This is a genomic window from Streptomyces sp. NPDC107654 (assembly GCF_055639035.1).
The window spans coordinates 45,256-62,245 of record NZ_JBVKBI010000021.1 but is presented as its reverse complement, the minus strand read 5'-3'; the positions used below and the strand labels follow the sequence as shown (position 1 = coordinate 62,245).

Below are 16,990 nucleotides of genomic sequence, written 5' to 3'. Positions count from 1 at the left end.
ACACTCTTGCAAGCAGGATGCTTGCAATTGTTAGCGAAGGTGGTGCATGGTGGAGGCATGGCATCGCTGAACGTCGGCAATCTCGGTGAGTACCTGCGCGAGCAGCGGCGCAACGCCCAGCTGTCGCTGCGGCAGCTCGCCGACGCCGCCGGGGTGTCCAATCCCTACCTCAGCCAGATCGAGCGCGGGCTGCGCAAGCCCAGCGCGGAGGTGCTCCAGCAGGTCGCCAAGGCCCTGCGCATCTCCGCCGAGACCCTGTACGTCCGCGCCGGCATCCTCGACGCGGAGCGGGGCCGGGACGAGGTGGAGACGCGCGCCGTCATCCTCGCCGACCCCACGCTCAACGAGCGGCAGAAGCAGGTGCTGCTCCAGATCTACGAGTCCTTCCGCAAGGAGAACGGATTCGGGACCGGCGAGCCTGCCGAGGACGACGGGCCGGGGCACGGGAGTGTGGACCAGGGGACCGGTGGCGGCAGCCGCACGGCCGGCGCGGGCGATGCCACCGGAAGTGACACGGACGCCGGCCCGCGGCGGACGGCCGGCTGACGCCGGATCAGGGCACCGGACGCCCGCCGCGGACCACACCGACCCAGCCGAACGCGAATCCGATCCGGGAGGACCCTCACCATGGCCATCACCGACGACCTGCGCAAGACCCTCAGCGACCCGACCCCGCTCTACTTCGCCGCCGGCACCGCCGACCTGGCGCTCCAGCAGGCCAAGAAGGTGCCGGGCCTGGTCGAGCAGCTGCGTGCCGAGGCCCCGGCCCGTATCGAGGCCGTGCGCAACACCGACCCGAAGGCCGTGCAGGAGAAGGCCGCCGCCCGCGCCAAGGAGGCGCAGGAGACCCTGCAGACCAAGGTCACCGAGTTCATCGGAACCCTCGACGTCGACCTCAAGAAGCTCGGCGAGACCGCCCAGGACCTCGCCCTGCGCGGTGTCGGCGTCGCCGCCGAGTACGCGGTCAAGGCCCGCGAGACCTACGAGCGGGTCGCCGAGCACGGCGAACAGGCCGTGAAGACCTGGCGCGGCGAGGCCGCCGAGGAGATCGAGGAGCTGGCCATCGTCGTCGAGGGCAAGCCCGAGCCGGCCGACACCAAGCCCGAGCCGGTCCAGGTCAAGCCCGAGCCGGTCCAGGTCAAGCCCGAGCCGGTCCAGGTCAAGCCCGAGCCGGCCGAGGCCCAGGCCGCGGCCGCCGAGGACAAGAAGCCCGCGGCGAAGAAGACCCCGGCCGCCCGCAAGGCCACCACCACGAAGAAGACGGCGCCGCCGGCCCAGTGACCATGGGCGGGACGGGTCCGGGCCGGGCACCTTCGGGGTGCCCGGCCCGTTCTATGGGTACGGTGGCGGCGTAGCAGGTTCGGGCGATCAACGGGCGGTGGGCAGCATGCTGATGTTGGGCTTCGCGGGGTTCATGGGCATCCTGAAGATCATTCTGATGGCCATCTCCGCGTTCGGGTTGTTCGACGCCGCGTTCCGGCGCGAGGACGCCTTCCGCGCGGCCGACAAGCAGAACAAGGTCTTCTGGCTGATCATCCTCGGCATCGCGCTCGTGGTCAGCTACCTGTTCTCGATCCTGTCCATCCTGCCCATCGCCGGCGCCGTCGCGAGCATCGTGTACCTCGTGGACGTGCGCCCCGCCCTCCAGCGGGTCGGCGGCGGCCGCGGGTGGGGGCGGAGGCGGGGCAGCAGCAGCGACGGCCCGTACGGACCGTACAACGGCGGCCGCTGAGCGCACCCCGTGAGCGGGGCGAGCGTCCCGTGAGCGGGTCGCGGGACGGCGGAGCCCGCTACGGCGCCCGGTCCAGCAGGACCACCGCGACGTCGTCCGTCAGCTCGCCGCCGTTCAGCTCGCGCACCTCGTGGACCGCGGCCCGCAGCAGTTCCTCGCCCCGCAGCCCCTCGGAGAGCTGCCGGCGGACCAGCTCCACCATGCCGTCCTGGCCGAGGCGCTCGCCGTCCTCGCCGACCCGCCCCTCGATCAGGCCGTCGGTGTAGAGCATCAGGCTCCACTCGGCACCCAGCTCCACCTGCATCCGCGGCCAGCGGGCGCCGGGCAGCAGGCCGAGGGCGGGGCCGTTGTTGTCGTAGGGCAGCAGCCGCGCGGGGCGGCCGGGGCGGGCGATCAGCGGGGCCGGGTGGCCGGCCAGGCACAGGCCCGCCCGGCGGCCGTCGGGAGCGATGTCCACCGTGCACAGCGTCGCGAAGATCTCCTCGTCGGCACGCTCGTGCTCCAGCACCTGCTGCAGGGTGTTCAGCAGCTCGTCCCCGCACAGCCCGGCCAGGGTCAGCGCCCGCCAGGCGATGCGCAGCTCCACGCCGAGCGCGGCCTCGTCCGGGCCGTGCCCGCAGACGTCGCCGATCATGGCGTGCACGGTGCCGTCGGGGGTGCGGACGGCGTCGTAGAAGTCGCCGCCGAGCAGCGCCCGGGACCGGCCGGGGCGGTAGCGCGCGGCGAAGCGCAGCTGGGAGCCCTCCAGCAGCGGGGTGGGCAGCAGGCCGCGCTCCAGGCGGCGGTTCTCCTGCGCGCGCAGCCGGCCCTCGGCGAGTCGCCGCTCGGCCGTGTCGGACCGCTTGCGCTCCACCGCGTACCGGATGGCACGGCTGAGCAGCCGGCCGTCCAGCTCGTCCCGGAAGAGGTAGTCCTGCGCGCCCACGCGCACGGCCTCGGCACCGCGCTCGGCGTCGCCGGAGGCGGTCAGCGCGAGCACGGCGTGCCGGGGCGCGAGCCGGAGGACGTGCCGCAGCACGGCCAGCTCGTCGTCGGTGTCGGTGCCGCCCGGCGCGGGGAGCGCCAGGTCCAGCAGGATGCAGTGGACGTCGTCGGTGAGCAGCCGCTCGGCCTCGGTGAGGTTGCGGGCGGTGCGGACGCGGATCGGCTTGCCGGCGGAGTCCAGCAGGTCGGGCACGATCGGCGAGCCGGCCGGATCGTCCTCGATCAGCAGCAGGGTGAGAGTGGCGCCGCTGCCGTTCACGGCCGTGGCGTCGCGGTGGGCCTCTTCCTTGAGGGGGCCGCCCACGGTGCGGGCGGCCTGCGCCTGACCACTCTCCACGGCCGGGATCGCTCTCTGCCGCGGTACGGGTACGGGCATGGTCCTGGGTTCCTTCCCTCCCCCCGAGGGCACGGGGCGGCGTCGAGGGGTCTCGACCCACCGACCGGGACCATAGCGGCTCGGGCCACCCCGATGGAATGGTGTGAGCCGCGTCGCTCCGGCGCCCGCCGCTGTCATATGCCGCGTTCCGTACCGCAGTTGGACACGACGCCCGCCCCGGCGTGATGACGAAGCTCACGTCCTGCCCCGGTTTGGGCGGGGGTTGGCCGTGCGGTCGGTCACATGAGCCACGTCACCAGGCCGCACGAGCCGTGCGGGCGGGCCGCGGAGATCCCCGTAAGGCGCCTCACGCGTCCGGTCGGACGACCCCGAGGATCGGCATCGAACCGGCGCCCGCGATCGTCACCGTGCGGCCGGGGCGCGGGGCGTGGATGATCGCGCCGTCGCCGATGTACATCGCGACATGGCTGGCGTCGTCGAAGTAGATGACGAGGTCGCCGGGGCGCATGTCCTTCACGTCGACGTGCTTCAGCTGCCTCCACTGCTCCTGCGAGGTGCGCGGGACGGGGTGGCCGGCCGACGCCCAGGCCTGGGAGGTCAGGCCGGAACAGTCGAAGGAGTCCGGCCCCTCGGCGCCCCACACGTACGGCTTGCCGAGCTGCTGGGTGGCGTACTTCACGGCCTTCTCGCCCTGCGCGGAGGCCGTGCCGTGGACGTCCTTGAGGACACCGGTGTCGAGCCAGGCGGTCTGCGCCCTGTCCGCGGCCTCCCGCTCCAGCCGGGCGAGCCGCTCCTTCTCCTTCTTCTCCAGCCGGGACTGGAGCTTCTCGGCCGCGTCGATCTGCTTCTCGATCTTCTTCTTGGCGGCGGCCTTCGCCTTGCGGCCCTCCTCCAGCTTCTTCCAGCGGGCGGAGGCGTCCTCCGCGTACTCCTGCAACTCCTCCTGGGTGCGGGTCTTCTCCGCCATCAGCTTCTTCGCCGCCTGCTGGCCCTGGAGCACCCGTCCGGCGCCGTCCAGGAACTGCCCCGGGTCGTCGCTGAGCAGGAACTGGGCGGTGGCGGACAGCCCGCCGGTGCGGTACTGGTCGCGGGCGGCGGCGCCCGCCTGGTCCTTGAGCCTCTCCAGCTTCCGCCGTCCCTCGACGATCTTCTTCGCCAGCGCCACGATCTCGGCGGACTGCTTCCTGGCCTTCTCCTCGGCCGCGTTGTAGGCGTCGGTGGCCACGGCCGCGTCGTGGTAGAGCGCGTCGAGTTTCCTGCGGACCTCCTCAAGGTCCTTGCGGGGCGCGGGAGTCGGGCCGGAGGTCGTGGTCGGGCCGGGAGTCGTGGTCGGGCCGGGAACGGGGTGGGGGGCCGCGAACGCCGTGCCGGGCGCCGACAGGACGGTCACCGCGCAGAGCACGGTCAGAGCGGCCGTGAGCAGGCCACGCTTGCCCGAACGCATACCTCTTCCCCCAAACTGATTTACCGTCAGTAACTTACGGTCGCCTGAGGGATCGTGCCACGGCCGCGTGCAAAGCGACAGAGGTCGTCGGAAGCCGGAATGCCCCGCTCACCATCGGATACGACGATCTCCTCGCCGGTGTGACGAACGGCGCACGAGGATCGTTCCGTACTCCGTTCCCTCGAACGGGTGATCAGCCCCGGGGCTTCAACGCCGCCCACGCCACGGTCACTTCACCCTGCCGCCAGCGGGCCGGGGAGTCCGTCACCGGCCAGTCGGACCGCAGGTCCCGTACGGCGCGCATCCAGCGCTGCCGGGCGCCGTAGGAGGCGTACGGCGCGGCGGCGGCCCAGGCGCGGTCGAAGTCGCGGAGGAAGGCGTGCACCGGCTCGCCCGGGACGTTGCGGTGGATCAGTGCCTTCGGCAGGCGTTCGGCCAGGTCGGAGGGGCGGTCCAGGGAACCGAGCCGGGTGGCGAAGGTGACCGTGCGCGGGCCCTCGGGACCCAGCGCCACCCACACGTGCCGCCGCCCGATCTCGTCGCAGGTCCCCTCGACCAGCAGCCCGCCGCGCGAGCCGCCGCCCGCCGGAGCGAGCCGCGCGCACAGCTGCCGCCACACGGCGGCGACCTCCGCCTCGTCGTACTGGCGCAGGACGTTCGCCGCGCGGATCAGCAGCGGGCGCCCGGGGACCGGCACCTCGAAGCCGCCGTGCCGGAAGGTGAGCCCCTCCCGCTCGTACGGCCGGGCTCCCGCGACCCGCTCCGGTTCGATCTCGACGCCGACCACGCGCGCGCGGGGTGCCGCCGCGCGGAGCCGGGTGAGCAGCTCGACGGCGGTCCAGGGCGCGGCCCCGTAGCCCAGGTCGACGGCCACCGGATCGCCCGCGCGCCGCAGCTCGGCGCCGTGCACGGCCGCGATCCAGCGGTCCATGCGGCGGAGCCGGTTGGGGTTGGTCGTCCCGCGCGTCACCGTTCCCACGGGCCGGCGGGTCGTGGCGCGGGCTGTCATGCGTACGAGGGTAAGCGGGTCCGGGGGCGCGCTCCGTCGACGCCTGCCGCGTTCGAACGGTTGACCGATATATGGTAATGATTCGGCAAAGCCGCTTGAAGGGGAAATGGCCGGGCACCCCCTTGCTGTTGGACCCCCGTGGAGGGCGCGGTCGGTCCTCCGGCAGGCATGGCCGCAGCGAGGAGGAACGCCAGGTGAGCCAGTACGTCAGCAGGCTCGGGCGACGCTCCCCGTCGGCCGGCGCGCGGCTGAGGCTGTACCGCAGGCCCCGCCGGGTCGCCATGCTCTCCGTGCACACCTCCCCGCTCCACCAGCCCGGCACCGGCGACGCGGGCGGCATGAACGTCTACATCGTGGAGCTGGCCCAGCGGCTGGCCGCGCTCAACATCGAGGTGGAGATCTTCACCCGGGCCACGGCAGGCGGCCTGCCCCCCGCCGTCGAACTGGCCCCCGGCGTCCTCGTCCGGCACGTCGACGCGGGCCCCTACGAGGGGCTGGCCAAGGAGGACCTCCCGGCCCAGCTGTGCGCCTTCACGCACGGCGTGATGCAGGCGTGGGCCGGCCACCGCCCCGGCCACTACGACCTGGTCCACTCCCACTACTGGCTCTCCGGCCATGTCGGCTGGCTCGCCGCCCAGCGCTGGGGCGTGCCCCTCGTGCACGCCATGCACACCATGGCCAAGGTCAAGAACGCCAACCTGGCCGACGGCGACACCCCCGAGCCCGCCGCCCGGGTCATCGGCGAGACCCAGATCGTGGCCGCCGCCGACCGGCTGATCGCCAACACCGCCGAGGAGGCCGACGAGCTGGTCCGGCACTACGCGGCCGACCCCGCGAAGGTCGCCGTCGTCCACCCCGGCGTGAACCTGGAGCGCTTCCGCACCGCCGACGGCCAGGCCGCCGCCCGCGCCCGCCTCGGTCTTCCGCAGGACGCGCTGATCCCGCTCTTCGCCGGCCGCATACAGCCCCTGAAGGCGCCGGACGTCCTGCTGCGCGCCGTGGCCGTCCTGCTGGACGAGCGCCCCGAACTACGCTCCCGCATCGTCGTCCCGGTCGTCGGCGGCCCGAGCGGCAGCGGCCTCGCCAAGCCGGAGGGGCTGCAGAAGCTCGCGGCCCGGCTGGGCGTCGCGGACGTCGTACGGTTCCGCCCGCCGGTCGGCCAGGAGCAGCTGGCGGACTGGTTCCGGGCCGCGTCCGTGCTCGTCATGCCGTCGTACAGCGAGTCGTTCGGCCTGGTCGCCGTGGAGGCGCAGGCGACCGGCACCCCGGTGCTCGCGGCCTCCGTCGGCGGCCTGCCCGTGGCGGTGCGGGACGGCGAGACCGGCTTCCTCGTCCAGGGCCACGACCCGGCCGACTACGCGCGCGTGCTGCGCCGTTTCGCCGACGACCCCGGGCTGTCCGCGCGCATGGGCGCGGCCGCCGCCGGGCACGCCCAGTCCTTCGGCTGGGACACGGCCGCCGCCGCCACCGCCGACGTGTACACGGCCGCCACCCAGTCCCACCGCCGTCGCGTACGCTCCCACCATGGGTGACGTGGAGAAGGCCGGGCAGGTCCTGGAGGGCGTCCTCAAGGACGCGGAACTGGAGTGGGAGAGTCCCGAACCCGGGAACTACGTGGTCAAGCTCCCCGGCAGCCGCAAGCTGTCCACCACGGTGTCCCTCCTGGTCGGCCGGCACTCGCTGTCGCTGAACGCCTTCGTCATCCGCCACCCCGACGAGAACGAGGCCGGCGTCCACCGCTGGCTCCTGGAGCGCAACCTCAAGCTCTACGGCGTGAGTTACGCCGTCGACCGCCTCGGCGACGTCTACGTCACCGCCCGGCTGCCCCTCGCCTCCGTCACCCCGGACGACGTCGACCGCCTCCTCGGCCAGGTCCTGGAGGCGGCCGACGGCGCCTTCAACACCCTCCTGGAGCTGGGCTTCGCCTCCTCGATCCGCAAGGAGTACGCCTGGCGGGTCTCGCGCGGGGAGTCCACGCGCAACCTGGAGGCGTTCCGGCACCTGATCGAACGCCCGGAGGACTGACCCGGGGCTCAGCGCGACCCGCTCCGGTAGCGCCCCGGCGTCACCCCGACCAGCTTCTTGAAGTGCCGGGTGAGATGCGCCTGGTCGTAGAAACCGGCCGCCGGGGCCACCTCGCCCGGCGGCAGCCCGTCGAGCAGCAGCCGCCGGGCCCGGCCGACCCGGCGTGACATCAGGTACCGGTGCGGGGCGATGCCGTAGGCACCGCCGAACACCCGCACCAGATGCGCCGGATGGGCGTGCAGCAGCCGGCCGGCCTCCTCCAGCGACAGGCCGTCGACGACCCGCGCGTCCAGCAACTCCCGCAGCCGGCGGGCGAGAACCGGGTCCCGGAGCCGTCCGGTGGGCGTGCGCCCGCGCAGGTGGTCCCGCAGCCGCTCGGCGACGAGGGCCAGCCTGCTCTCCGCCTCCAGTTCGTCGCCGGGCCGGGCCAGGGCGGAGTGCAACTGCCCGACGCGCAGCCGCAGCAGGGGGTCCGGGAGGTCGGGGGAGTCCACGGCCGGCCCGATGAACTCCTCCCCGAGCCGGCTGTCGTCCAGGTAGACGACCCGCTTGCGGAATCCGTCCGGCGTGGCCGGGGAGCCGTTGTGCGGCACGTGCGGCGGCAGCAGCGACACGGTGTCGTGCGGGGTGCCGTGCTCATGCCGGTCGAGGTCGTACCGTACGGCCCCGTCGTCCACGATGAGCAGCGTCCAGGCGTCATGGACGTGCATCGGATAGGCGTACTCGGTGAAGCGGGCGTGGAACACCTCGGTGACGCCCGGGACCCGGGGGCGCCACGCGGTGACGTCGTGTCCGGCGGCCATGCAAGAAACGTACAAGACCGGCCCGGCGGGCGTCGGCCAGTCTCGTCCCATGAACAGCGAACCCCTCCGCTTCGACACGAAGATCGCCGTCCTGCTGCGCGCGGACCTGGAGCCCTGGCAGCGTCTGAACGTCACCGCGTTCCTGGTCAGCGGCCTGGGCACGACCGTCCCTGAGGTGATCGGCGAGCCGTACGAGGACGCCGGCGGGGTGGCGTACCTGCCGATGTTCCGGCAGCCGGTGCTGGTCTTCGAGGGCACGAAGGAGACCCTGAGGGCCGCCCACGGCAGGGCACTGAGCCGTGGCCTGTCCCGCGCGGTGTTCACGGCGGACCTCTTCGCCACCGGCAACGACCGCGACAACCGCGCGGCGGTGCGCGCCGTCCCGACGGCCGACCTGGACCTGGTGGGCCTGGCGGTCCACGGCCCCCGGAACGCCGTCGACAAGACCCTCAAGGGCGCCCGGATGCATCCGTGAGCCGCGGTCGTCCCTCAGCCGAACATCCCGGGCACGTAGTCGCCGGCCGGCTGGCGGACGATCACGTTCGCCCGGTTGTAGGCGTTGATCAGGGCGATGAGGGCGACCAGCGCGGCGAGCTGGTCCTCGTCGTAGTGCTTGACGGCGTTCGCCCACACCTCGTCCGGAACCCCGCCGGCCGCGTCCGCGATCCGCGTCCCCTCCTCCGCCAGCTCCAGCGCGGCCCGCTCGGCGTCACTGAACACGGTCGCCTCGCGCCAGACGGCGACCATGTTCAGCCGGGTCTGCGTCTCCCCGGCGTCCAGGGCGTCCTTGGTGTGCATGTCGGTGCAGAACCCGCACCCGTTGATCTGGCTGGCCCGGATCTTCACCAGCTCCTGTGTGGCGGCGGGCAGCGCCGACTCCGCGATCACCTTCCCCGCGGCGTTGAAGTGCTTGAACAGCTTCCCGGCGAACGGGTTGGCGAGGAGGTTGAGCCGAGCTTCCATGATGTGCTCCCGGGTCGTTGCGGTTGCTTGCACCTCGATGACGGTGGGGAGCGCGCGGATGTGACACGGGCGGACGTGGTGTGGGTCACACCGGCCGGCCGGGAGGGTGGGCATCGGCAGTGACAGGTGAGCCGCACTCCGGGCTCACCTGTCACCTTTCACCTGTCACGGGCCGGTGGATCCCGGTCAGGGCGTGCCGGACTGGTTGAACCCCTTGTCCAGGTAGGGGGACTGGGCGACGACGAAGCCGTCGTCGGCGACGAGGCGGGCGATGCCGCCCTGGTCCCGCCAGACCTCGCCGGAGGAGCCGAAGGTGAAGCCGCCGTACTCCGGGTGGTTCTCGTTGGTGTAGACGCGGTAGCGCTGGCCGGGCTGGATGACCGTTCCCGGCGGGAAGGGGAAGGAGCGCCCGGTGGGCTTGGCCTCCACCTTCCAGCCGGTCAGGTCCTGGGGTCCGCCGCCCTGGTTGAGGATCTCGACGTACTCGTCCGCCTGGCCGGCGGCCGTGCCCCGGTAGTGGAGGCCGGAGATGATCACGTCGGGCTCTTCGAGCGTGAACATGCACACGACTTCGGCGAAGTTGATGCCGCCCTCCGGGCTGCGGAACTGCCGGACGATCTGGCCGCTGCGCTTGAACCCGCTCAGCACCGCCCGGTACTGCTTTCCGTCGACCGTGACGGGCTGCGGGTGGACGAAGGTCTGCAGGTCGACCAGGTCGTCGTCCGCGGGGCTGGTACCGGTGGTGTTGGGCGTCTCGTTGTGGTGGAAACTGAAGCCGAGGTCGGTCGTACTGCCGTCCTCGAACATGACGTTGACGGTCAGCTGGACGTCGAACTGGCTCGGGCTGACGTTCGTGGGCTTGTTGCGGTGCACGAAGGTACCGATGACGAACTCGGTGCCGTCGAGCTGGACGTCCGCGGCGGCACCGCGGAACTGGTACCCGCTCTGGCTGCCGGCGCTGCCCCACTGGATGTAGTCGGTGCCCACGCCGTTGACCGGCGAGATGGGCGGGGTGGTGGACGTGAAGACGCCGGAGGTGACGACGGTGGTCATGGTGTCTGGATCCCGCTCTCTCAGTCCTCGTCCTCGATGACCTCGGCCTTGAGCTTGGCCGGCGGCGCGGTGCCGATCTGGGCGATGCCGTCGGTACGGCGGCCGGGCGCGGCTCCGTCGACGGCTTCGAGACCGCAGGTGTAGACGATGCAGTCCTTGTCGTCGCTGCCGGTGTTCAGGTGCACGTGGTAGGTGAAGGTCAGGGTGCGCCCGTCGGCACTGACCTCGGGGTGTACGGGGGGCAGGCCGCCGCCCGTGGTCTGGTCGATCCGCTTGTACTGGGCACCCACCGTCCCGTTCCAGCGGAACCCGGTGGGAGCGGTGAACACGTGCTCGCGTTCGCCGGCGTCGACCGTCTCGCTCCAGTTCGGCGTGCGGACGCAGATGTTGATGGTGGTGCCGAGGCCCCCGGGAGCGTCCTCGACTCCGCCCTCCTGCCACACCACGAGGTCCAGCTTCTGGGCCCGGCCCTGTTCGTAACCCCAGTCGTACCCGTTCGCGTACTGGTCCTTCTCACCGCGGGTGCCGTCGCGCGGCGGGTCGGCGTAGGGCTTGCCGGCGAGTGCGTCGGCGCGGCCCTGGTCCTCCCCCCGTTTGTAGGCTTCCTTCTTGGTCTGCACGTCGGTGCTCATCTCCGGGTCCTCCTGGGGCTGTGGTCGAGGCGTGGGACGGAAAAGAGAAGAGATGCCCCGGTGCGGCTCACCCCGGCCCGCAGGAAGCGAGCAGGTCATGGGGGCTGCGTCCGGGAGGCGGAACGCAGGACGCCGTCCACGGCCGCGAGCGGGGCGTCGCGTGCCTGCCGCGGCACGCACCGGACCTTCATCCGGCTCCATCGTTAGCCAGGACCCGCCGGAGCTATGCAGGCGTTCCCCCGTTTGGAATGCCGAATCGATTCCGCATCACTTGTTCGAGTGCAGTTGAGGCAGGGAGTGGCGCAGGGGGACGGAGGGGGGCGGAAAGAGCGGGGGGAGCGCACCAGCCGGTGTCCTGCCGAAGACACCGGGGCCGTTGCCGCCCCGCGTACGTCGCTTGATCCCGGCTCCTTCCGGTTCTGCGGGCCGCGCCTGGATCGCCGTCCACCGCCCGGCCCCGGCCCTCCGGCACCGCGTCCTTCCGGCTTCCTCCCGGCTTCCTCCCGGCTCCTCCTCCGTGCGGGTGGAGAGTGCGGTGGCTGCTCCTGCGGTGCCCGTCCGGCCGGTATGCAGGAGCAATGCCGACGACAGCACGGAAGGAGACGGTGATGCGGGAGACGAGGCCGTGGACAGGGGAGGTGCCGGGCGCCATCGGGGCCCGGCCGCGCTCGTGCCGGGAGGCGGCGGCGTGACGGCCGGGGCCGCGGAGCGGCGGCGCACGCCGGATGCGCCGGACACGGGCGGCGCGCCGGTCACCGTGGCGGGCGACGGCACGCCCGGATTCTCCGGGGACGGCGGACCCGCGCCGGACGGGCAGCTGGCCTTTCCCGCGGACGTGGCCGTGGCAGGCGGCGCGGTCCTCGTCGCCGACCACGCGAACCACCGGGTCCGCCGGATCGACGGCACCGGCACCCTGACGACGATCGCCGGGGACGGGCTGCGGGGCTTCGCCGGGGACGGAGGCGACGCGGTGCGCGCCCGCCTCGGCTTCCCGTCCGCGCTCGCCGTCGCGCCGGACGGAGGCGTGTTCGTCGCCGACGAGATGAACCACCGGATCCGCCGGATCGACCCCTCGGGCGTCATCGACACCGTCGCGGGAGACGGCTCGCGCGGTGGAGAGGCGGACGGAGGCGAGGGCTCAGGCGCGGGGGCAGGGGACGGTGACGGCGGTCCGGCCGCCCGCGCCCGGCTGGACGCCCCTTGCGCCCTGGCCGTCGACGGCGCCGGGACGCTGTACGTCGGGGAAGCGGGCACTCCCCGGGTGCGCAGGATCGACGGCGGCGGTGTCATCAGCACGGTGGTCGCGGCCTCCGGTCGGTCCGGAAGCCCGGGTGGCTCAAGTGGCTCCGAGGCGGCCGACGCGGGCGAGGCGTTCCTGCCCGCCGGCCTGGCGGTCGACCCGGCCGGCCGGCTGTACATCGCCGACCCGGTGGGCCGGAGGCTCCTGCTGCTCGGCCCGGACGGGGCACTTCGGGTCCTGGCGGCACCGCCGGTCGGGACCACCGGCGCCACGGCGGTCGACTGGGGCGCACCGTGCGCGGTGGCGATCGACGGCGAGGGCGCGCTCTACGTCGCCGACCAGACCGGACACCGGGTGTGGCGGCTGGCGGACGGAGCGGCCCGGGTCGTCGCGGGGCAACCGGATCCGACGGCCGGTGAGCCCGCCGAGGCGGCCGGTGCCGTCGTACACACCACGCTGCGTTACCCGTGCGGCCTCGCCGTGGACCCGGCCGGGCGCCTGCTCGTGGCGGACAACTCGAACCACCGGATCGCGGCCGTACCGCTGACCACGTCCTCCTCGCAGGCCACCGAGCCGGTACGGGAGGACGAGCGGGAGTCGGAGGGAGAGCGGGAGTCGGAGGGAGAGCGGGAGTCGGAGGGAGAGCGGGAGTCGGAGTCCGGGTCGGAGGTGGGACCTGCCCCCGACCCCGTCCCCACCCCCACGCCCGCCCGCCTGCTCGTCCACCAGGAAGTCGGCCTGGAAGTCCCCCGGGGCGGCGGCGAACTGCTGCACGTGCGGGTCTCCTCCACCGACCCCTGGGACCCCGGACGGGTGGAACACCACTTCACGGCTCCGACGGGGTTCGTCTTCGACGGCCGGGTGACCTGCGCGTACTACCGCGTGGACCGCACGGTGCTCCCCGGCGGGTCCCCGTCGGCGACGGTCGGGGACGACGGCAGGTCGCTGGCCGTCGTGGACGAGCCCCGCCTGAACACCCCCGGCCACCCGGCGGCGGCTCTGGTCTACACGCTCGGCGTCCGGGCCCTGAGCGACGCCGAGCCGGGCCGGTACACCGACGGGCGCGCGGTGATCGCGGGCGGGCCCGAGGCGCGCCTCAAGGCGAGTGTCCTGGGGGACGACGAGGACTGACGAGGGCGCGTACCGGCCCCCGAGCCGCCTGTGGCGAACCGCCCGCTGTGGGCGGCTCTTTGCGTTCTCAAACCCGTTGTGCGGAGGTAATCGTTTCTGTGCTCCCAGGTCACCCTCCCGCTGCTCACGCCTTGCCATCGATGCATAACGTTGGGTTAGCGTTCGAAACGTGTCCACGCCCGCCCTTCCCAGGCTCGGCCCGCCGGGCCCCTTCCCGCATGCCCCGCTCGCCCATCCGCTCGACCGCAAGTGGCTGCACTACGCGTTCCTGTCCCGGTGCGGCCGGCAGGCGCTGATCGCGAACCTGTCCGTCCTCGGATCCTCCACCGGCCCGGTCTTCGCGCATCCGGGTGCCCCGGCCACCGGGCGCCGCAGCGGTACCGGCACGGCGGCCGAGGGACAGCACATGGCGATCCTGCTCCTCTACGCGGAGGAACACGGCTGGAGTGCGACGCAGTTCAACGCCGAACAGCCCGAACTGCCCTGGTCGGCCTTCCGGTTACCGAACCCGCACGGGGAGCCCGGCGGGTTCCGGGTGGCGGCCCGGTCGGCGGCGCCGGCGGTCGACGTACGGCTGACCCGCACCAGCAGGCCCTGTACCTCCCAGTGCGCCCCGTTCGGGGACGACGAGCACCTGCGCTGGCAGTCGGAGCCCGGCGTGCTGGGCACCGGCACCCTGCTCCACGGCGACGGCACCGCCACCGAGACGGACCTCCTGGGCTACCACGAGCGGGTGCGCGGCCGGTGGTCCTGGCCCACGCTCGGCGGCTGGGTGTTCGGGTTCGTCAACGACCCGTCGGGGCCGCCCGGTACGGCACCGCCCGCGGCGGTGGTCTTCACCCTGATCCAGCCCGCGTACCCGGCGGACGCGGCCAACGGATCGGTGATGCTGTGGCGCGACGGGCGCATGGTCCGCCACTTTCCCCGGCGCAACCTGCGCGTGGCGGTGAGCGGCATCCTGGACCGCGACCGGGTGGTGATGGTGCCGCCGCTGGCGGGCGTGCTGGGCACCCCGCCGATGGCCGCGGTGCCCGGCCGCCTGCTGATCACCGCCCGGCTCGGCGACGACCGGCTCGTCCTCGACTTCCACTCGCACACGGCGGGCCGGATCGCCAACCCGTCGGAGACGAGCCTGCACCCGTTCAGCGTGCACGAGACCCTCGGCCCCTGCACCGTGGAGGGCCGGATCGGCGGACGCCGCATCGGCTTCCGCACCGGAGGCATCGTGGAGTTCGCGGGGGGTGCCCGTGACTGAGACCGCCCCCGCGTTCACCGGCGCGCGACTGCTGGACGAGACCGTCACCGCCCTGTCCGACCGGGCGCCGGCGGTCCTCGCCGCCGCGGCCGGCCAACTGCGCGGCATCCGGCTGGGCCTGCACTTCAACGACGGCAGCCACGCCACGCTCACCGCGCGGCACAGCCGCATCGTGGTGGACCGGGACCGCTGCCCGGACCCCGACGTCGAGGTGGCCTTCGACGACCGGGCCATGAACCTGCTGTTCGACCTCCAGCGCCGGCCTGTCGACCAGGTCCTGCCCGACAGCCTCGACGTCCGCGGCTCCCGCGACGACGCCCTCGCCGTGTGGCGGGCCTTCACCCTGCTGTCCCAGCGCGCGGCGGGCCTGCGCAGCATGCAGGAACTGTGGGGGGCCTACCGCGAACAGGCCCCCCGGCTGTGGGGCAGCGCGGCACCCGCCGTCCGCGGACCGGCCGCCGACCCGGTCGACTGGACGGCGCTGGACTTCCTCGCGCGGCGCTCCCCCGAGGACGCTCCCGCGTCGCCCGCGCTGATCGGCGACACCACCATCAGGGCACCGCGCCTGCTGTGGGACGGCCGCACCAGCACCGACTGGTCGCTGGAGGACATCGTCCAGGACGCGGACCTCATGGAGACCATGCGCCGGTGCCGGGCCCGCACCAACGAGGAGATCGAACGGCTGCTGCCGGACCGCGAACCGCGTGCCGAGCTGTACGACCTCATGCGCTCCTACCCCGCCCGCCAGGGCAAGGGCCTGCGGCCCACCCTGACCATCGCAGCCTGTGCCGCGTTCGGCGGGCGCCCCGACGACGCCGTACGCGCCGCCGCCGCACTGGAACTGTTCCACAACGGTTTCCTCGTCCACGACGACATCGCCGACGAGTCCACGCACCGGCGCGGCCTGCCGACCATGCACGAGGAACACGGCCTGGGCCTGGCCGTCAACGTCGGCGACGGGCTGAACCTGCTCGCCGTCGACGCCGTCCTGTCCAACCTGGAGACGCTCGGCCTGGTCCGCACCCTCGGCCTCATCCACGAGGCGGTGCACATGTGCCGGGAGTCCATCGAGGGCCAGGCCATGGAACTGGGCTGGATCCGCCACGAGGTCGTCCCCGAGGCCGACGACGCCTACTTCACGATGAGCACCAAGAAGACCGGCTGGTACACCTGCATCAGCCCGTGCCGCATCGGTGCCGTCTGCGCCGGCGTCACCGACCCGGAGGTGCTGGGCCGCTTCGACGAGGCGTTCCGGATGATCGGCATCGCCTTCCAGATCCAGGACGACATCCTGAACCTGGTCGGCGAGGAGGCCCTGTACGGCAAGGAGCCCCTCGGCGACCTGCTCGAAGGCAAGCGCACGGTGATGCTGATCCACCTCTTCCGCACCGCGCGGGCGTACGAGCGGCCGCGCCTCTTCGACATCCTGCGACAGCGCCGTACCGACAAGACCCAGCAGCACGCCGAGGAACTCCTCGCCGCCATGCGCCGGCACGGCTCCATCGAGTACGCCACCGACCTCGCCGACCGGCTCGCCGCCGAAGGCATCGCCCGCTTCGAAGAAGACCTCCGGCTCGTCCCCGAGAACGAAGGCAAAGCCGTCCTGCGGCAGATCGCCCACTACGTCACCTCGAGGCCCCTGTGACCACCACCACGACGCCCCCGCCCCCGCCGGCCGACGCCCCCGCCCCCGGCCCGCTGACCCCCACCGACCACCGGGCCTTCGCCTTCCTCGGCCACCTCAACGACAGCCTGCGCCAGTGCCTGTGCACCCTGGCCAGGCACGGCGTGGCCCTGCGCCACCACACCCCCGAACGCGCCCGCCTCCTGCTCGACACCGTCCGGCCCTGGCCCCTCTACAAGGGCGGCCAGTTCCTCTTCGACCTGATGGAGTGGGAGGACCTCATGGTCGACGGCGACCCCCCGCCCCTGATGCCCACCGAGCGGATCGTCTCCGCCTGCACGCTCCCCGTGCAGTTGCTCGCCGCCGCCGGCGCGGAGGCCCCCGCGGCGACGAAACTGGTCCCCGGCCAGCGCACGGCCGGCGCTCTCGACCTCCCGCTGCGCCTGCTGACCACCACCGCCCGCAGCACTCTCCTGGGCGCCGCACAGGACCTCACCGACCTGCTCGGCACACCCACGCCCCGGCCCGCGACCGAGGACGCCCCCCGCACCCCGGAGGCCGGCACCGAGAACGACACCCGCACCCCCGGAGCCGGAACAGAGAACGACACCCCCGCCCCGGAGGACCCCGAAGCCCGACTGCCCCCGCTGGAGGCGGGCTTCTACCTCTACGAGGACATCGCCCTCGGCACCCTGTCCGTCCTCGGCCCGCTCCTGGCCGACCACGCACCGCCGGCCGACTCCGCGACGTCCGTCTAG

At 73.0% G+C, this 16,990-nt stretch carries 17 protein-coding genes; 10 read left to right on the top strand and 7 right to left on the bottom strand.

All coding sequences use genetic code 11. The features are described 5' to 3' along the window. The first annotated feature begins 57 nt into the window (after window positions 1-57). The 3 genes from ACZ7N4_RS29675 to ACZ7N4_RS29665 all read left to right on the top strand — a co-directional run bounded on the left by ACZ7N4_RS29675 (window position 58) and on the right by ACZ7N4_RS29665 (window position 1,732). Window positions 58-546 (top strand): helix-turn-helix domain-containing protein, encoded by a 489-nt coding sequence (locus ACZ7N4_RS29675; protein ID WP_356159636.1) that lies wholly within the window; start codon window positions 58-60, stop codon window positions 544-546. 81 nt (window positions 547-627) lie between these two features. Next, entirely contained in the window at window positions 628-1,281 is a 654-nt protein-coding gene (locus ACZ7N4_RS29670; RefSeq protein WP_471363919.1) for a hypothetical protein, read from the top strand. Between the two features lie 106 nt (window positions 1,282-1,387). After that, complete coding sequence (locus ACZ7N4_RS29665) at window positions 1,388-1,732, top strand: DUF2516 family protein (protein ID WP_467930703.1); 345 nt, start codon at window positions 1,388-1,390, stop codon at window positions 1,730-1,732. A 58-nt stretch (window positions 1,733-1,790) separates the two neighbouring features. Here ACZ7N4_RS29665 and ACZ7N4_RS29660 read toward each other — a convergent pair whose 3' ends face one another. The 3 genes from ACZ7N4_RS29660 to ACZ7N4_RS29650 all read right to left on the bottom strand — a co-directional run bounded on the left by ACZ7N4_RS29660 (window position 1,791) and on the right by ACZ7N4_RS29650 (window position 5,506). Beyond that, window positions 1,791-3,092 (bottom strand): PP2C family protein-serine/threonine phosphatase, encoded by a 1,302-nt coding sequence (locus tag ACZ7N4_RS29660; protein ID WP_471363916.1) that lies wholly within the window; start codon window positions 3,090-3,092, stop codon window positions 1,791-1,793. 307 nt (window positions 3,093-3,399) lie between these two features. Beyond that, window positions 3,400-4,497 (bottom strand): C40 family peptidase, encoded by a 1,098-nt coding sequence (locus tag ACZ7N4_RS29655; protein WP_471363913.1) that lies wholly within the window; start codon window positions 4,495-4,497, stop codon window positions 3,400-3,402. A 193-nt stretch (window positions 4,498-4,690) separates the two neighbouring features. Further along, window positions 4,691-5,506: a class I SAM-dependent methyltransferase gene (locus ACZ7N4_RS29650; RefSeq protein WP_471363910.1), complete on the bottom strand. Its 816-nt coding sequence runs from the start codon at window positions 5,504-5,506 to the stop codon at window positions 4,691-4,693. 194 nt (window positions 5,507-5,700) lie between these two features. On the opposite strand from ACZ7N4_RS29650, the gene mshA reads away from it, so the two are divergent. Together mshA and ACZ7N4_RS29640 are read left to right on the top strand one after the other, a co-directional pair. Next, entirely contained in the window at window positions 5,701-7,038 is a 1,338-nt protein-coding gene (gene mshA, locus ACZ7N4_RS29645; RefSeq protein ID WP_471363906.1) for a D-inositol-3-phosphate glycosyltransferase, read from the top strand. Further along, window positions 7,031-7,531 (top strand): type III secretion system chaperone family protein, encoded by a 501-nt coding sequence (locus ACZ7N4_RS29640; RefSeq protein WP_471363903.1) that lies wholly within the window; start codon window positions 7,031-7,033, stop codon window positions 7,529-7,531. Before mshA ends, ACZ7N4_RS29640 begins: the two co-directional genes overlap by 8 nt. A gap of 8 nt (window positions 7,532-7,539) precedes the next feature. On the opposite strand, the gene ACZ7N4_RS29635 is transcribed toward ACZ7N4_RS29640, so the two are convergent. Further along, on the bottom strand, window positions 7,540-8,334 hold the full coding sequence (locus ACZ7N4_RS29635; RefSeq protein ID WP_471363900.1) for a helix-turn-helix domain-containing protein: 795 nt from the start codon (window positions 8,332-8,334) through the stop codon (window positions 7,540-7,542). Window positions 8,335-8,383: 49 nt separating this feature from the next. Between ACZ7N4_RS29635 and ACZ7N4_RS29630 the strand changes: the two genes are divergently transcribed. After that, window positions 8,384-8,809, top strand: coding sequence for a DUF2000 family protein (locus tag ACZ7N4_RS29630; protein ID WP_471363896.1), 426 nt, complete (start codon window positions 8,384-8,386; stop codon window positions 8,807-8,809). Window positions 8,810-8,823: 14 nt separating this feature from the next. Here ACZ7N4_RS29630 and ACZ7N4_RS29625 read toward each other — a convergent pair whose 3' ends face one another. The 3 genes from ACZ7N4_RS29625 to ACZ7N4_RS29615 form a co-directional block, all read right to left on the bottom strand. Beyond that, the gene (locus ACZ7N4_RS29625; RefSeq protein ID WP_471363893.1) at window positions 8,824-9,297 is read right to left on the bottom strand and encodes a carboxymuconolactone decarboxylase family protein; all 474 of its coding nucleotides are present in this window, start codon (window positions 9,295-9,297) and stop codon (window positions 8,824-8,826) included. 186 nt (window positions 9,298-9,483) lie between these two features. Continuing rightward, window positions 9,484-10,350, bottom strand: coding sequence for a choice-of-anchor K domain-containing protein (locus ACZ7N4_RS29620; protein WP_471363890.1), 867 nt, complete (start codon window positions 10,348-10,350; stop codon window positions 9,484-9,486). A 20-nt stretch (window positions 10,351-10,370) separates the two neighbouring features. Then, a complete protein-coding gene (locus tag ACZ7N4_RS29615) occupies window positions 10,371-10,982 on the bottom strand; it encodes a hypothetical protein (protein ID WP_471363887.1) in 612 nt (203 codons plus the stop codon). A 688-nt stretch (window positions 10,983-11,670) separates the two neighbouring features. On the opposite strand from ACZ7N4_RS29615, the gene ACZ7N4_RS29610 reads away from it, so the two are divergent. The 4 genes from ACZ7N4_RS29610 to ACZ7N4_RS29595 all read left to right on the top strand — a co-directional run bounded on the left by ACZ7N4_RS29610 (window position 11,671) and on the right by ACZ7N4_RS29595 (window position 16,990). Then, complete coding sequence (locus ACZ7N4_RS29610) at window positions 11,671-13,353, top strand: NHL domain-containing protein (protein ID WP_471363884.1); 1,683 nt, start codon at window positions 11,671-11,673, stop codon at window positions 13,351-13,353. A 169-nt stretch (window positions 13,354-13,522) separates the two neighbouring features. Then, window positions 13,523-14,608: a hypothetical protein gene (locus tag ACZ7N4_RS29605; RefSeq protein ID WP_471363881.1), complete on the top strand. Its 1,086-nt coding sequence runs from the start codon at window positions 13,523-13,525 to the stop codon at window positions 14,606-14,608. After that, entirely contained in the window at window positions 14,601-16,253 is a 1,653-nt protein-coding gene (locus ACZ7N4_RS29600; RefSeq protein ID WP_471363878.1) for a polyprenyl synthetase family protein, read from the top strand. The genes ACZ7N4_RS29605 and ACZ7N4_RS29600 overlap by 8 nt, the downstream gene beginning before the upstream one ends. Beyond that, entirely contained in the window at window positions 16,250-16,990 is a 741-nt protein-coding gene (locus ACZ7N4_RS29595; RefSeq protein WP_471363875.1) for a hypothetical protein, read from the top strand. Before ACZ7N4_RS29600 ends, ACZ7N4_RS29595 begins: the two co-directional genes overlap by 4 nt.

Coding starts and splice junctions, on each gene's coding strand:
- ACZ7N4_RS29675 (WP_356159636.1), top strand. CDS start 58: ATGGCATCGCTGAACGTCGGCAATCTCGGTGAGTACCTGCGCGAGCAG.
- ACZ7N4_RS29670 (WP_471363919.1), top strand. CDS start 628: ATGGCCATCACCGACGACCTGCGCAAGACCCTCAGCGACCCGACCCCG.
- ACZ7N4_RS29665 (WP_467930703.1), top strand. CDS start 1,388: ATGCTGATGTTGGGCTTCGCGGGGTTCATGGGCATCCTGAAGATCATT.
- ACZ7N4_RS29660 (WP_471363916.1), bottom strand. CDS start 3,092: ATGCCCGTACCCGTACCGCGGCAGAGAGCGATCCCGGCCGTGGAGAGT.
- ACZ7N4_RS29655 (WP_471363913.1), bottom strand. CDS start 4,497: ATGCGTTCGGGCAAGCGTGGCCTGCTCACGGCCGCTCTGACCGTGCTC.
- ACZ7N4_RS29650 (WP_471363910.1), bottom strand. CDS start 5,506: ATGACAGCCCGCGCCACGACCCGCCGGCCCGTGGGAACGGTGACGCGC.
- ACZ7N4_RS29640 (WP_471363903.1), top strand. CDS start 7,031: ATGGGTGACGTGGAGAAGGCCGGGCAGGTCCTGGAGGGCGTCCTCAAG.
- ACZ7N4_RS29635 (WP_471363900.1), bottom strand. CDS start 8,334: ATGGCCGCCGGACACGACGTCACCGCGTGGCGCCCCCGGGTCCCGGGC.
- ACZ7N4_RS29630 (WP_471363896.1), top strand. CDS start 8,384: ATGAACAGCGAACCCCTCCGCTTCGACACGAAGATCGCCGTCCTGCTG.
- ACZ7N4_RS29625 (WP_471363893.1), bottom strand. CDS start 9,297: ATGGAAGCTCGGCTCAACCTCCTCGCCAACCCGTTCGCCGGGAAGCTG.
- ACZ7N4_RS29620 (WP_471363890.1), bottom strand. CDS start 10,350: ATGACCACCGTCGTCACCTCCGGCGTCTTCACGTCCACCACCCCGCCC.
- ACZ7N4_RS29615 (WP_471363887.1), bottom strand. CDS start 10,982: ATGAGCACCGACGTGCAGACCAAGAAGGAAGCCTACAAACGGGGGGAG.